The sequence below is a fragment of the Meiothermus cerbereus genome (genome assembly GCF_051297115.1).
GTDB lineage: Bacteria > Deinococcota > Deinococci > Deinococcales > Thermaceae > Meiothermus > Meiothermus cerbereus_A.
Map to the genome: position 1 here is coordinate 1 of NZ_JBEVAL010000018.1, position 14133 is coordinate 14133.

Consider the following 14133-nt stretch of genomic DNA (forward strand, 5'->3'; position numbering starts at 1 on the left):
TCTTCTCCCACAGCCCCGTCATACCTTTCCACGCCGTCCGACACGCCGCTTTCCCCGCTGCAGCCTAGTTGCCTAAATCCAGGACACACCCCCTTTTCACACCCCCAAACTGGCAATAGTAAGCATTGCACCAACGCCGAGCAAAACGAAAAACAAAACCCAAATTCCCAAAGAAACAAGGGCGATGATAGCGCTCTGTCGAGCCTTCACCGGCGCGCTGGAAGAGAAAAAAAGGTAGGCAATCAACCCTACTATCGGCGTAAGCAACATGCAAAGCACAAAAACCACGATTATTCCGCCAATGGAAAAGGGCTCCATATCTTTGATTTGCTGAACAACAACCTGCTGCTCATTCTTCTGTTTTTCTTCCATAAGAAGCTCCTTGGGTTATGTTTTTTCTCATCATAATCTAACGGGGCTTTCCAAAACTGTCAACCAAATTTGACCTTCATAACAGGTTCACCTACACTCAGGTGTTATGGATTTAGAGACCCTAAAACACCGGCTCGAGGCCCTTCGGGGGTATCTTTGACATCGCTGGCAAAGAAGCCCGCTTAAGTGAACTCGATCAGCAGATCAACGACCCCAACCTTTGGAACGACCCCGCCCACGCCCGCAAGGTCTCGCAAGAGTCGGCCCGGTTGCGCAAGGTGGTAGAAGGCTACAGGCGCCTGGAGTCCGACCTGCAAGGGCTGCTGGAGCTCTGGCCGGAGCTTTCGCCCGAGGAGCGGGAGCAGATGCAGCCCGAACTCGCTCGAGCCGGGCGTGAGCTGGAAGACCTCTACCACCAGACCCTGCTGGGTTTTCCCTATGCCGAAAATGCCGCCATCGTGACCATCAAGCCGGGCGCGGGCGGAACCGAGGCCTGCGACTGGGCCCAGATGCTTTACCGCATGTACACCCGCTTTGCCGAGCGCATGGGTTTTAGCGTGGAACTGGTGGACTTAGAGCCCGGCGCCGAGGCCGGAATCGACCAGGCCCAGTTTATCGTGCGGGGCGAAAACGCCTTCGGCCTGCTCTCTGCCGAAGCCGGGGTCCACCGCCTGGTACGCCCTTCCCCCTTCAACGCCCAGGGCAAGCGCCAGACCAGCTTCGCCGCGGTGGAAGTAATGCCCGAGGTAGACGAATCGGTGGACGTGCAGATTGACCCCGAAGACCTGCGGATTGATGTGATGCGCTCGCAGGGCAAAGGCGGCCAGGGCGTCAACACCACCGACTCGGCGGTGCGGGTGGTGCACCTGCCCACCGGCATCATCGTGAAGTGCCAGGTTACCCGCAGCCAGCAGAAGAACAAAGAGATGGCCATGAACATCCTGCGCTCCAAGCTCTTCGAGATCGAGTTCAAAAAGAAGCAGGAGGAGCTGGCCCGGCTACGCGGAGAGGCCCGCCCCATCGAGTGGGGCAGCCAGATTCGCAGCTACGTGCTGGACAAGCAGTACATCAAAGACCATCGCACCGGCGAGATGCGCCACGACCCCGAAAACGTGCTGGACGGCGACCTCGAGAGCCTCATCTGGGCCGGGCTGGAGTGGAAGGCCGGACGCAGAGAAACAGCGGCCAGCACCGCCACTGAAGACTAGCCCAGATCGTGGCAACGCTGTACTTCACAAACAAGATGCCTTATTGGGGCAACTATGGCTCCTCGCTTAGTTTCCGACCTAAACGACGAGATATACTTCCTGTACCGGGAGGGCCACTACACCCGTGAGGATTTCGAGCGGCTGTGGCCGCAGCTATTGCAGATAGCCCGCGAAGAAAACGACTGGGAGATACTGAGCACAGTGCGAATGCTGAGCCCTAAAGCGTGGTGGCAGGATAAGTGGCGCCAGGTGTTGGAAGAGATCAACCGCAAGCCATAGAGGAAGCGCCACTCTGCCCTATTTCTTCGCTTGGGCGAAAGCCCAAGAAAGCCCCACGCAGCGCGTAGGGCCTTGGTTTTGCGGGTTTATTGGGCGGGCGTAGACTTCAGCCGCTCCACCACGGCGCGGTCTTCCAGGGTGCTGGTGTCGCCCTTGATCTCCTCGCCCGAGGCCACCTGCCGCAGCAGACGGCGCATAATCTTGCCCGAGCGGGTTTTGGGCAGGGCATCGGTCAGTCGAATCTCGTCGGGGCGGGCAATGGCCCCAATGGCCTTGACCACGTGGGCCTTGAGCTCCTGGGCCAGCTCGGCGCTAGGAGTTTGGCCGGTCTTGAGGGTTACAAAGGCCACAATGCCCTCGCCCTTGATGGGGTCAGGGCGGCCCACCACCGCGGCCTCGGCCACCGCGGGGTGCGAGACCAGGGCGCTTTCCACTTCCATGGTGCCCAGGCGGTGGCCCGAAACATTGAGCACATCGTCTACCCGGCCCAGAATCAAAAAGTAGCCATCGGCGTCGCGCCGGGCCCCGTCGCCGGTGAAGTAGTTGCCGGGGTACTGGGAGAAATACTGGCGCTCAAAGCGCTCGGGGTCGCCCCAGACCGTGCGCAACATGGAGGGCCAGGGCTTCTGGATTATCAGGTGGCCGCCCTCGTCGGGGTTGCTGACGGGCTGGCCCGAGGTGTCCACTACTTGAGGCTGCACCCCAAAGAAGGGCTTGCCCGCATGGCCGGGCTTCATGGGGTGCACGCCGGGCAGGGTGGTAATCATGATGCCGCCGGTCTCGGTCTGCCACCAGGTGTCCACAATGGGGCAGCGTTCCTTGCCGATGACCTTGTAGTACCACAGCCAGGCTTCGGGGTTGATGGGCTCCCCCACCGAGCCCAGCAGGCGCAGGCTCGAGAGGTTGTACTTGAGGGGCCACTGCTCGCCCCACTTCATGAAGGCCCGGATGGCGGTGGGGGCCGTGTACAGGATGCTCACGCTGTACTTTTCGATGATGTTCCAGATGCGCCCTTCGTCCGGGGCGTTGGGGGCCCCTTCGTACATCAGGGTGGTGGCGCCGTTTTGCAGCAGGCCATACACCACGTAGCTGTGGCCGGTAATCCAGCCCACATCGGCGGTGCAGAAGTAGGTGTCGGTTTCTTTAAGATCGAAGATGTACTGGGCGGTCAGGTAGGTATAGACCGAGTAACCGCCGGTGGTGTGCATGACCCCTTTGGGCTTGCCGGTAGAACCCGAGGTGTACAGGATGAAAAGGGGGTCTTCGGCATCCATAGGCTCGGGTGGGCAGTCGGGGGAAGCGGCGGCCATGAGCTCGTGGTACCAGTGGTCGCGGCCCGGCTCCATGTGCACCTCGTGGCCGGTTCGCCGAACCACCACCACCTGCTCGATGGATTTTGCATCCGTCAGGGCCTCGTCGCTGTTGGCTTTGAGGGGAACCACGCTCCCGCGCCGCCAGCCGCCGTCGGCGGTGATGAGCACCCTGGCCTGGGCATCGTTGATGCGGTCGGCCAGGGCCGAGGCCGAAAACCCACCAAACACCACCGAGTGCACCGCCCCAATGCGGGCGCAGGCCAGCATGGCAATGGCCGCCTCGGCAATCATGGGCAGGTAGATGGTAACCCGGTCGCCCTTCTGCACCCCCAGCCCCTTGAGCACGTTGGCGAACTTGCTCACCTCGCGGTGCAGTTGCTGGTAGGTCAGGATGCGCGAGTCGCCCGGCTCTCCCTCGAAGATGATGGCCGCTTTGTTGCCGCGGGTTGCCAGGTGGCGATCCAGGCAGTTGTAGGAGAGGTTAAGTGCTCCCCCAATGAACCATTTGGCGTTCGGGGGGTTCCACTCGAGCACCTTGTCCCAGGGTTTGAACCAGTGTAGCTCGGAGGCCACCCGGCTCCAGAACTGCTCGGGTTGCTCGAGGCTCTCGCGGTACAGGGCTTCGTAGTCCTCGAGCCGGTTGATGCGGGCTGCTTGCCGGAAAGCTTGGGAGGGTTGAAAAACCCGCTCCTCTTTCAAAATCGCTTCGATTTTTTCCATAGTCACCTCTCGGGCTCGAGCCAGACTGCTGGCTATAGGGGTCTTTTGTTGGTGAGCATAGGCGGGCTGGAAGCTTGCGTCAAGAAAAAGCAAGCTTTGGCAAATGTAGGAATTGAACCATTACTTGACAGTGGGAACCCACCAGGCCATCATAGCCCCAGAACCCAAGCAAGTCTGCGCCGGTCCTCTTTAACGGCTGCTGGCGCACAAACCAGATCCGGTCTATGGCACAAAGTCGCAAACTTACCACCGTTCAAGCTGCGCTTCGGGTACTGGCCTATCTGGCCGAGCACCCCGAAGGCGTGGAGGCCGCCCGGCTGGCCGCTTTTCTGGGCAAAAGCCTGTCCACCGCCTATGCACTGCTGGCCAGCCTGGTCTCGGAAGGCTTTGCCGAACGGGAGGGCAGCACCTACCGCCTCTCCAAGACGGCCCTGGCTCCATCTGCTGCCCGCCTGGCCGAGCCCGAGAAGCTATCCGATGCGCTGGAGGAGCTTTACCTTAGAACCCGCGAACGCACCTACCTGGCCCTGCTCGACCGCGAGGGCCGGTTGCGCCTGTCCACCCGTGGGCGGCAGGGCTTGCCCAAGCTGGCCGGGCTGGAGGATCAGGTGGCCGAGGGCTTTCATGCCCTGGCCCTGGGCAAGGCCGTGCTGGCCTATATGGACAGCCAGGCCCAGGCCCCGCACCTGCAAAACCTGAAGGCTTTTACGCGGCTCACCATCACCGACCCCCTGACCCTCGAGGAAGAACTGGCCAAGGTGCGCCAGATGGGCTTTGCCGTGGAGATTGAGGAGCACGCCGACGGCATCTCCGGGGTGGCTGCGCCCATTTTTGGCCGGGATGGTGCGGTGATGGGGGCCTTTGGGGTGGTGGTGCCCTCGAGGCGCTTCCCATATGCCTTTACCCGGCTGGTGCAGGCTGTGCAGGAGGTGGCCCGGGCCGCCTCCAGCCGCGCCATGGTGGAAGAGGCCCCTCAGGAGGCCAAGCCCCTCCCATCCAGCGAGCCGGTTTACCTGGGTTCGTCCAGCGAGGAAACCCCGGTCTGGGCGCCCAGGCCGCTGGTGGAGCAGGCCAACCTCAAAGACTACGCCTCTGAGTACCGCAGAAGCCTCGAGCAGCCCGAGGCTTTCTGGGGTGCCTGGGCCGAACGCTTCCACTGGTTCAACCCCTGGAAGCGGGTGCGGGAAGTCGAACTGCCCTACCACCGCTGGTTCGTCGGTGCGACCACCAACATCACCTACAACGCCTTAGACCGGCACGCCGATGGCCCCCGCCGCAACCAGCTGGCCCTCATGGCCCTGGCCGGCGATGGCACGGTACATAAGCTCACCTACCGCGAGCTGCGCGACCTTACCGCCCGCCTGGCCGGGGGGCTTTTGTCGCTGGGCATCAAACCCGGCGACCGGGTGGCCGTATACATGCCCACCGGGCTGGAGATGGCCCTGACCTTTCTGGCCTGTGCCCGCATCGGGGCGGTGCACGTAGCGGTTCCCGCCGGGCTCAGCAGCCAGGCCCTGCGCGAGCGCCTGCAGGACACCCAGGCCCGCTTGCTGGTGGCCGCCGACCGGATGTACCAGGGCGGGCGCACCCTGCACTTTACCCAGCTGCTCGAGGAAGCCACCCAGGGGCTGGATATACCGGTGCTGTGGTGTAGCCGGGGGGGAACCCGCCAAGCGCTGGAATTCTGGGATTTGCTCGAGGCCCACCGGCCCACCACCCCCGCCCTGCCGGTAGACAGCGAGCATCCCCTGTTTATCCTGTACACTTCGGGCTCTACCGGCAAACCCAAGGGCGTGGTGCACGTGCACGGGGGCTACATGGTGGGCATCACCTACCATCTGCGCAACCTGTTCGACCTGAAAGAGGGCGAGATCTCCTGGGCCACCGCCGACCTCTCCTGGATTGTGGGGCACAGCTACGGCCTGTACGCCCCTTTGCTGGAGGGCCTGACCACGGTGCTGCGGGCCGAGCGGCTCGACTACCCCGACGCCAGCAGCTTCTACGAGACGCTGGAGGATTGCGGGGTCAATGTGCTGATCATCAGCCCCACCTGGCTGCGCACCCTGCGCAAGCACGGCGACGAGTTTGCCCAGAAGGCCCATCTGTCCGACCTGCGTTTGGTGGCCAGCGTGGGCGAGTACCTGGCCCCCGAGGTCTGGCACTGGGCCGCCAAACACCTGGGCCACGTGCTGGATCACTGGTGGCAGACCGAGACCGGCGGCCCCTGTCTTTCTACTCCGGTGTGCATGCCTGCCAAACCTGGTAAGGCGGGCCTCCCCCTACCGGGGGTGGAGGTGCGGGTGGTGGACGCCTCAGGACGCGAGCTGCCGCCCGGGCAAAAAGGGCACCTGGTCCTCTGCCAGCCCTTCCCGCACTTTATGCGCACCTTCTGGAACAACGACGAGCGCTACCTCGAGCAGTGGCGCCGCATTCCGGGCTGCTACAGCACGGGCGACATGGCTGTACGGGACAGCGAGGGCTATATCGCGCTGCTGGGCCGTTCGGACGACGTGATCAAGGCCGGAGAGATGCGCATCGGAACTGCCGAGATCGAAGGGGCCATGCTCGCACACCCCTCGGTGGCCGAGGTGGCCGCGGTGGGGCTTGCCAACCCCGATCTAGGCGAGGTGATTAAGGTGTATGTGGTGCTCAAAACCCGCGAAGCCAGCCTCGAGGTGCGCGCCATCCTGGCCGACAAGCTGCAAGCCCACCTGCGCCGTCAGCTTGGCAACATTCACCTGCAAACTGCGGTGGAAATTATCGACCAGTTGCCAAGAACCAAGAGCGGCAAAATCCTGCGCCGGCTGCTCAAGGCCCAGGAGATGGGGCGCGACCCCGGTGACTTGAGCACGCTCGAGGAATAAGAAAAACTTATCGATGCATTGGGTGTGTTTATGGTCTTCGATGACCCAGATTCGCAGTTCTACGCTCAATCCAATGGCAGAATGCTGGATTTTCGCCACACCAACGGGTTTTCCATGCCCCAATGGCATAGATTAATCCATCGGCGACACGCAGAGCCACGCTCATTAAACAAAATAATTGCACTGCTTTTCGCAGATATACAAAAACTGCAAATATCTTGCCAGAGCACAATCTCGGTGTTAGATTCATGGCGCAAGTCTGAAACGCACGAAAGCACCCACCCAAACTACGTTGGTGGCCGGACTTGTGTTACATGGAGGTAGGTATGGATAAAGCAAAGGCCGATGCGTACTGGAAGGCCAACACCACCCTCATCCGTAACTTGCTCATCGTCTGGGCGGTGGTTTCATACGGCTTTGGGATAGTGTTGGTGCAGTTCCTGAACAACTTCAAGCTCGGAGCGCTTCCGCTGGGTTTCTGGTTTGCCCACCAGGGGGCCATCATCATCTTCGTGATCTTGATCTTCATCTACGTTACGCAGATGAACAAGATCGACCAGCAGTTCGACGTCCACGAATAGGAGGAGCCCAATGAGCGTAGAACTCTGGACCTGGACGGTAGTCCTGTTGACTTTTGCTCTTTACATCGGGATCGGTATCTGGGCTCGGGTGCGCGAGACAGAGGGCTTTTATGTGGCCGGTCGCGGTGTGCCCCCCATCGCCAACGGTATGGCTACCGCCGCTGACTGGATGAGTGCGGCCAGCTTTATCTCGATGGCCGGCCTGATCTCCACCCTGGGCTACGACGGCACCATCTACCTGATGGGCTGGACCGGCGGCTACGTACTTCTGGCCTTGTTGCTGGCCCCCTACCTGCGCAAGTTTGGCAAGTTTACCGTACCGGACTTCGTTGGCGACCGCTATTACTCCCAGACGGCGCGGGTGGTGGCGGTGATTGCGGCGGTGTTCGTCTCGTTCGTGTACGTCATCCCCCAGCTGGTAGGGGTGGGTACGGTCTTCGCCCGCTACCTGGGCGTGCCCAGCGTTACCGGTCTGTGGATTGGGGTAGCGGTAACGGCCATGTTCGCGGTGCTTGGGGGCATGAAAGGCATTACCTGGACCCAGGCCGCACAGTATACGGTTCTGATCATCGCCTTTTTGATCCCGGCTTTTGCCATCTCCAGCATCCTCACCGGCAACCCCATCCCCCAGCTGGCCCTGACCTTTAGCGACATCACCACCCGGCTCAACCAGCTCCAAGTAGACCTTGGTTTTACCCAGTACACCCAGCCCTTCCAGAGCTTTGACATGCTCAACATCCTGTTGATCACGGTCACGCTAATGTTTGGAACGGCGGGTCTGCCTCACGTCATCATCCGCTTCTACACCGTGCCCACGGTAAAGGATGCGCGTTCGTCGGCTGGATGGGCCTTGCTTTTCATCGCCCTGCTGTACACCACCGCACCCGCCGTATCGGTTTTTGCCCGCTACAACCTGATTAACACCCTGCACGGCAAAAGCATAGAGGAAGTTAAGCAGATCGACTGGGTGGCCAAATGGGAAAAAACCAAGCTGTTGCAGTTTGTAGATAAAGACGGCGATGGCAAGCTTACCGTTGCTCCTGGCCGGGCCTTTAATCTGATTCCGGGCACCAACCGCCCCGACTTCAAAAGCCCCAACGAAAAGTCTAAAAACGAAGTCTTTATCAACAACGACATCATCGTGCTGTCTACGCCCGAGGTTGCCAAGCTGGCCCCCATCATCATCGCCCTGGTGGCGGCGGGCGGTCTGGCCGCGGCCCTCTCGACGGCTTCCGGCCTGCTAATCGTAATCTCCTCGGCGCTCTCACACGACCTGTATTACCGGATCATCAACCCGCGGGCTTCCGAGGGCCAGCGCCTGCTGATTGCCCGGGTGGGGATACTGCTGGCCGTGTTGGTCGCGGGGTATTTCGGTCAGAACCCGCCGGGCTTTATCGCCCAACTGGTAGCCTTTGCCTTTGGTCTGGCTGCCAGCAGTTTCTTCCCGGCCATTTTGCTGGGTATCTTTGATAAACGAACCACGCGTGAAGGTGCCATTGCTGGCATGGTGGTGGGTCTGATCTTCACCGCGACCTACATCATCGGAACAAGTTACTTCGGTATGCCGCGCTGGTTCTTTGGCGTGAGCCCGGAGGGCATCGGTGCAGTAGGCATGCTGCTCAACCTCGCGATCACCATTATTGTTTCGCGCATGACCCCCGAACCACCCAAAGATGTGCAGGATCTGGTAGAGTCGGTGCGGATTCCGCGCGGTGCCAAGGACGCGCACTACCACTAAACCAAGAACGGGGTGGGCAGGTGCCCACCCCGTTCTTCTCAACATTCGGATGATGTAATATCGTCCAACGGTCATGAGCAAAAACCTCGAGCCAATAAAGAAGAGCAATGTCTATGTACCCCCCAACCTAACCTTGCGTTTGTTGCGGCTGCTGGTGGGGATTACGGCGTTTTTGTTTTTGTTTTATGTGGTCGGACATTATTTGACCGGATGGCCCTTCCCTACCCCCCTCGACCTTTTGCGTATTGCCTCGGCGGTGGTGCTGGGCGGGTTGTTGGGGCTGGTCTTTTCGCGCTTCTGGCCTCTACCGCCCACACCTGGCCTCGAGCGGATTTTCAGAATCTTTTTTCTGTTGCTGCCCGCCTTGCTTTTTGGCTACACCTTGCAGGTGTTTTCCGGGGCCAACCAGGCCCTGAGCATCATCCTGCCCCTATCGGCATGGCTCAGCTCTGGTCTGATTATCCGGGTGCCAGAAGAGGGGCAAAATTCCTCTTTAAAGTCGGCAAAATAATTCTGTGAACCCGCTTGATTTCATTCTTGCACATCCACCATTTCACCTGCTGCCGAGTGAGGCCCTCGGCCAGGTAGAACGGGGTCTGGAGATTACCTTTTTTCCCAAGGGCAGCAAGGTTCTATCCCGCACCGGCCCCAAAAGCCAGCACCTGTACATGATTCGAAAGGGTGTGGCCCGCCTCGAGCGCGATGGTCTAGCTGTGGTTCATCTGGAAGAGGGGGAGGTTTTTGGCTACCCATCCCTCATCTCGCAAGATTCCCCCACCTTTGACGTAATTGCTGAGGAAGACCTGCTGGTCTACCGCTGGCCAGAAAAGGTCTTCCATAAGCTGATGGAGCATCGCCCGTTTGCCGAGTTTTTCACCAAGGGCCTGGCAGAGCGCCTGCGTCTGGCAACGCAGCGCGAGGGCCTCGAGCTGACCAGTATAGACCTCAGCTTACCAGTGGGCGAGCTGATAACCCGACCGCCGGTATTCGTCGCGCGCCATGCCACGGTGCAAAAAGCCGCAGAAGTAATGCGTGAACACCAGATCAGCTCGGTGCTGGTCGAGGGCAGTCCAATGGGCATCCTGACCGACCGCGACCTGCGTAACCGGGTGCTGGCCGTAGGGAAAGGCCCCGATACCCCTTTGCTTGAGGTGATGAGCGCCCCTGCCAAAACCCTGCCAGCCAGCACCCCCTTATTTGAAGCCCTCTCTTTTATGGTGGCCCAGGGCATTCACCACCTGCCGCTCGAGCAAGACGGCAAGGTTGTGGGCGTGATAACCGATACCGTTTTCATGCGGCAGCAGGCCAGAAGCCCGCTTCACCTGCTGCGGCGGCTCGAGCGAACCCGCAGCCCGGCTGAGCTGAAAGGCTACGCCAAAGAACTCAGTGGAATCGCCGAGTCTCTTTTTGCAGGGGGCCTGGGGGTCAGCGAAATTGGCCGCAGTGTCAGCTCGCTCAACGATCAGTTAATTCGCATCTTGCTTCAACTGGCCGAAGAGCACCTGGGTGCGCCCCCTGCACCTTACGCCTGGATTGTCTTCGGTTCCGAAGGGCGCATGGAACAGGCCCTGCTCACCGACCAGGACAATGCCCTGGTCTATGCCGAGGAAAGCCCCGAAGCGAGGCGCTACTTTGCCGAGCTAGCCGAGTATGTGGTGGGCGGCCTGATTCAGGCTGGCTTTCCTCCCTGCCCTGGCGGTTATATGGCCACCCACTGGCGCAAACCCATCTCGGAGTGGCAAAAGCTCTTCCAGCACTGGGTCGAGACCCCCACCCCGCAGGAGTTGCTCGAGGCCCAGATTTTCTTCGATTTCCGCAAGGTTCACGGCGAGCTTTCGCTAGAAGCCCTGGACAAAATAGTGGCTACCAGCGGTGAGCAGGGAATCTTTTTGGCGCACCTGGCCAGGGCTTCTTTGCAGTTTCGGCCCCCCATCGGGTTTCTCCGGCGAATTAAGGAAGAAGACGGTGGCGTGGATATCAAGAAGGGGGGTATCGCCCCCATCGTCAGCCTGGCCCGGGTATATGCCCTGGAAGCAGGTAGCCTCGCCAAAGGAACCGTTGAGCGCCTAAGGGCCGCAGCCCACAAGAACAAGCTGAGCCAGGAAGGGGCCGAGACCCTCATTGAAGCCTTCGGTTTTCTGATGCGTTTAAGGCTGCGTCAGCAGCTGACCAGTTTGCGGCAGGGGCTCCCGCCCAACAACAAGATTCAACTAGAGCGCCTATCTACGCTCGAGCGCCGTCACCTCAAGGAGGCCTTTTTACAGATACGCGAAATGCAGGAGTCCATGAGCCACCGCTTCCAAACAGACCGGCTGGGCTAGCAGCGCCAGCGCCTGACAACACCTCTATGAACCTGTGGCCCTTTCGCAAAAGCCCCGCCTGGAACACGGTTAACTACTGGGCATTGGACCTGGAAACCAGCGGACTGAACCCTTCTGATCAAATTCTATCGGTGGGAATGGTTCCCATCCGAAACGGGGTTATCGAGTTCGGTGCACACTTTTATAGTCTGGTGAGGCCAGCACACCCCGAGGCCCTTTCGGTTGAGGGCATCAAGGCCCATCACATCCTGCCCGGCGAGCTAGAAACAGCACCGGCCTTGCCTGAAGTGCTCGATGAAATACAGCAACGAATTGGCCAGGATGTGCTGCTTTTGCACTTCGGCTCGGTAGATTTGGGGTTTTTGCGGCAGAGCTATAAGGCCCTGGGGCGGCCCTGGATAAAACCCGTGGTGGTGGACACCGCGGTGCTGCTGGCCAGACTAAGCGAGCGACGGCGGCGGCTCGAGCCCCACAGCAAGCCCTATCCCAGTGGACTGGGGGCGGCCAGGGCCCTGCTCGGCCTGCCCCCCCACCTCGAGCACCATGCCCTGTGGGACGCGCTAGCAACAGCCGAGCTGTTTCTGGTGCTTCGGCATCAGCTACAAGCACAAACCCTGCGCCAGCTCACCTGATTTCCCGAAAAGCCTGAGCCAAACGACCAAAATTGGGCTAGCTTCGGGAGAAGCGCCCAGAAGCCGAAACCTGACGCTGCCGGTCGGAAACCGCACCCTGCAAAACCCTACAGCACATCGCGGGTGGTGCCTCGAGTTCGGTAGTTAATCCAGCTTTTCCTCAGGCGCAAAGCCTTTTTAATAGGCCCATAAAGGGGCGACAGGGCCACATCATAAGATGGGAATCGCACCCGCTGCCCACCAAAACCTTCTTTGAAGGCATCGATGCCGGCAGCGTGGCTGCCTTCGGTCTGGCGTGGCACACCCCATAAGTCGTAAATGCGGTACCCCTTCTCGATGCCCCACTGCATGGCCCCCCAGTGCATGCCATTGGGGGCCTTGGCGTTGGAGTTCTCGCGGCTGCTTCCGCCATAAAGGTAGTCCACTTTTCCTGCAAAGGCCACAAACAAGCCGGCGGCCAGGGCCCTGCCCTCCAGGCGGGCAATGGAAATAAAAGCCTCCCCCAGAGGCTGGTTCATCTCGCGCAAAACGGTCTGATAGTAGGCTTTGGCGTGCTGCAGGAGCCTGGCCCGGCGGTTGGTTTCCTCGAACAACTGCCAGAATTCCTCGAAGGCCTCCATGCCCTCGATGCTGGTAACCACCCGCTTTTCGGCCAGCTTGGTGTTGCGCCGGTGCATGTTGTCCATCTGTGCCAGCAGCCCTTCGCGGCCCTGCCTCAGGTCGAGCCAGATGGAGTATTCGGGTTGAATGGTCTCTTCGATGTGGGCCTGGGGGAACTCCTTAACTGGCTGGCGAGCAGGAATTCCAACTTCGGGCTCGAGCTTCAGATACACCACCCCATTTGCTTTTTGCTTCAAGGCCTCGACCACCCTGGGCAGGTCGTCCAGCTCCCGCAGGGCCGGCCCACGGGGGGCATAAAGCATTGAGAGCGGCCCCACCAACCGCCGCCGAAAAAGCTGGGCCGCTGCGATCAGCTGCTCACCATCAAATACCGCCCAGCGCTCCGGCTGCCAGCCCGAAAGTTTTTTGACCTCACCCCAGCCCCACGACTGTAAAGCGCTGGCAATAGGCAACGATGACACCATCTGGTTCCAGATAGCAGCCTGGGAAATGGGTTCCAATCTCAACACAGGCTACCATTATGCCCCACAAAAGGGGCGCATGGACAACACCCTTTATGTGGGGTCGGGGAAAAACTTATACTGAGCTAAGTTATGCGTATTGCTTTCCAGGGAACCGAGGGTGCCTACAGCGAAGAAGCCTCGCTCAAAGCCTTCCCAAATGCACAGACCATTGGCTTGCCCACCTTTCATCAGGTATTTTCGGCGGTATCCAATCACGAAGTTGACCTGGGGGTAGTACCGGTAGAAAACACCACCGCCGGCATCATCAACCAGACCTATGATTTGCTGCTCGAGACCGACCTGCATGTGGTCGGCGAGCTGGTATTGAAGGTCGACCACTGCCTGCTGGCCCCGCCTGGAACCCGCCTGGAAGAGATTCGCAAGGTCAAGAGCCACCCCCAGGGCCTGGCCCAGTGCGACGGCTTTATTGCCCGCTACAAGCTCGAGGCCGAACCCGTCTACGACACCGCCGGAGCCGCCCGCGAGCTGGCCGAGCACCCCCAGCCCGGCCTGGCCGCCATTGCCAGCCGGCGCGCCGCCGAGCGCTACGGCCTGGCAGTGCTGGCCGAGGGCATTCAGGACTTTATTGGCAACTACACCCGCTTCTTTGTGCTTTCGCGGGAAGATTTGCCCCGCCAGGAAGGCCCGTACAAAACCTCGGTGGTTTTTACAACCCGCCACCGGCCTGGCGAGTTGCTGGCTGCCTTACAAGCTTTTGCTGACCAGGGCATCAATCTGACCAAGCTCGAGTCACGTCCGCGCCGCGACCCCGACCGCCCTTTCTCCCCTATTTTCTACGCCGACTTCGAGGGCCACGCCGAAGACCCAGGGCCCTCCCAGGCTTTGCTAACCCTTTTGCGCCGGGCTTCGTTTGTCAAGGTGCTGGGCTCATACCCCGCCGTAACCAGCTGGGGTCTTCTCAAGGAGCCATAAAGCAGGCGCCCCTCCTGTGGGACGCCTGGCAAAAACAGCTTGATTTTC

Annotated in this window: 12 protein-coding genes; 9 read left to right on the forward strand and 3 right to left on the reverse strand. The window is 60.4% G+C overall.

Annotated features, from left to right (window positions below; genetic code table 11):
• Nucleotides 1-96: 96 nt before the first annotated feature.
• Nucleotides 97-372 (reverse strand): hypothetical protein, encoded by a 276-nt coding sequence (locus ABWU19_RS05460; protein WP_435900753.1) that lies wholly within the window; start codon nt 370-372, stop codon nt 97-99.
• Nucleotides 373-478: 106 nt separating this feature from the next.
• Here ABWU19_RS05460 and prfB point away from each other — a divergent pair.
• Together prfB and ABWU19_RS05470 are read left to right on the forward strand one after the other, a co-directional pair.
• Nucleotides 479-1580 (forward strand): peptide chain release factor 2 gene (prfB, locus tag ABWU19_RS05465; protein ID WP_435900754.1). Its coding sequence is split into 2 segments (ribosomal slippage): nt 479-529 and nt 531-1580, totalling 1101 coding nucleotides; the frame shifts between segments, so codons are not numbered across the junction.
• Between the two features lie 54 nt (nt 1581-1634).
• Complete coding sequence (locus ABWU19_RS05470) at nt 1635-1859, forward strand: hypothetical protein (RefSeq protein ID WP_435900755.1); 225 nt, start codon at nt 1635-1637, stop codon at nt 1857-1859.
• A gap of 86 nt (nt 1860-1945) precedes the next feature.
• Here ABWU19_RS05470 and acs read toward each other — a convergent pair whose 3' ends face one another.
• Nucleotides 1946-3892 (reverse strand): acetate--CoA ligase, encoded by a 1947-nt coding sequence (gene acs / locus ABWU19_RS05475; protein ID WP_435900756.1) that lies wholly within the window; start codon nt 3890-3892, stop codon nt 1946-1948.
• Between the two features lie 224 nt (nt 3893-4116).
• Here acs and ABWU19_RS05480 point away from each other — a divergent pair, with 224 nt between their 5' ends.
• The 6 genes from ABWU19_RS05480 (at nt 4117) to ABWU19_RS05505 (ending at nt 12028) form a co-directional block, all read left to right on the forward strand.
• Nucleotides 4117-6756: an AMP-binding protein gene (locus ABWU19_RS05480; RefSeq protein ID WP_435900757.1), complete on the forward strand. Its 2640-nt coding sequence runs from the start codon at nt 4117-4119 to the stop codon at nt 6754-6756.
• Between the two features lie 326 nt (nt 6757-7082).
• Nucleotides 7083-7337: a DUF4212 domain-containing protein gene (locus tag ABWU19_RS05485; RefSeq protein ID WP_435900758.1), complete on the forward strand. Its 255-nt coding sequence runs from the start codon at nt 7083-7085 to the stop codon at nt 7335-7337.
• A gap of 10 nt (nt 7338-7347) precedes the next feature.
• Nucleotides 7348-9075, forward strand: coding sequence for a sodium:solute symporter family protein (locus ABWU19_RS05490; RefSeq protein WP_435900759.1), 1728 nt, complete (start codon nt 7348-7350; stop codon nt 9073-9075).
• A gap of 73 nt (nt 9076-9148) precedes the next feature.
• Nucleotides 9149-9586, forward strand: coding sequence for a hypothetical protein (locus ABWU19_RS05495; RefSeq protein ID WP_435900760.1), 438 nt, complete (start codon nt 9149-9151; stop codon nt 9584-9586).
• A gap of 4 nt (nt 9587-9590) precedes the next feature.
• Nucleotides 9591-11396, forward strand: a complete 1806-nt coding sequence (locus ABWU19_RS05500) for a putative nucleotidyltransferase substrate binding domain-containing protein (protein WP_435900761.1) — start codon at nt 9591-9593, stop codon at nt 11394-11396.
• Nucleotides 11397-11422: 26 nt separating this feature from the next.
• Nucleotides 11423-12028, forward strand: a complete 606-nt coding sequence (locus tag ABWU19_RS05505) for a 3'-5' exonuclease (protein ID WP_435900762.1) — start codon at nt 11423-11425, stop codon at nt 12026-12028.
• A 107-nt stretch (nt 12029-12135) separates the two neighbouring features.
• On the opposite strand, the gene ABWU19_RS05510 is transcribed toward ABWU19_RS05505, so the two are convergent.
• Nucleotides 12136-13158 carry a lipid II:glycine glycyltransferase FemX gene (locus ABWU19_RS05510; RefSeq protein WP_435900763.1) on the reverse strand — a complete coding sequence of 341 codons (1023 nt, stop codon included), beginning with the start codon at nt 13156-13158 and terminating at the stop codon, nt 12136-12138.
• 84 nt (nt 13159-13242) lie between these two features.
• Here ABWU19_RS05510 and pheA point away from each other — a divergent pair, with 84 nt between their 5' ends.
• Nucleotides 13243-14085: a prephenate dehydratase gene (gene pheA, locus ABWU19_RS05515; protein ID WP_435900764.1), complete on the forward strand. Its 843-nt coding sequence runs from the start codon at nt 13243-13245 to the stop codon at nt 14083-14085.
• Nucleotides 14086-14133 lie beyond the last annotated feature (48 nt).

Bases quoted from the DNA above. Each gene is read 5' to 3' on its own strand.
- ABWU19_RS05460 (WP_435900753.1), bottom strand. From the start codon at position 372: ATGGAAGAAAAACAGAAGAATGAGCAGCAGGTTGTTGTTCAGCAAATC.
- ABWU19_RS05470 (WP_435900755.1), top strand. From the start codon at position 1,635: ATGGCTCCTCGCTTAGTTTCCGACCTAAACGACGAGATATACTTCCTG.
- acs (WP_435900756.1), bottom strand. From the start codon at position 3,892: ATGGAAAAAATCGAAGCGATTTTGAAAGAGGAGCGGGTTTTTCAACCC.
- ABWU19_RS05480 (WP_435900757.1), top strand. From the start codon at position 4,117: ATGGCACAAAGTCGCAAACTTACCACCGTTCAAGCTGCGCTTCGGGTA.
- ABWU19_RS05485 (WP_435900758.1), top strand. From the start codon at position 7,083: ATGGATAAAGCAAAGGCCGATGCGTACTGGAAGGCCAACACCACCCTC.
- ABWU19_RS05490 (WP_435900759.1), top strand. From the start codon at position 7,348: ATGAGCGTAGAACTCTGGACCTGGACGGTAGTCCTGTTGACTTTTGCT.
- ABWU19_RS05495 (WP_435900760.1), top strand. From the start codon at position 9,149: ATGAGCAAAAACCTCGAGCCAATAAAGAAGAGCAATGTCTATGTACCC.
- ABWU19_RS05505 (WP_435900762.1), top strand. From the start codon at position 11,423: ATGAACCTGTGGCCCTTTCGCAAAAGCCCCGCCTGGAACACGGTTAAC.
- pheA (WP_435900764.1), top strand. From the start codon at position 13,243: ATGCGTATTGCTTTCCAGGGAACCGAGGGTGCCTACAGCGAAGAAGCC.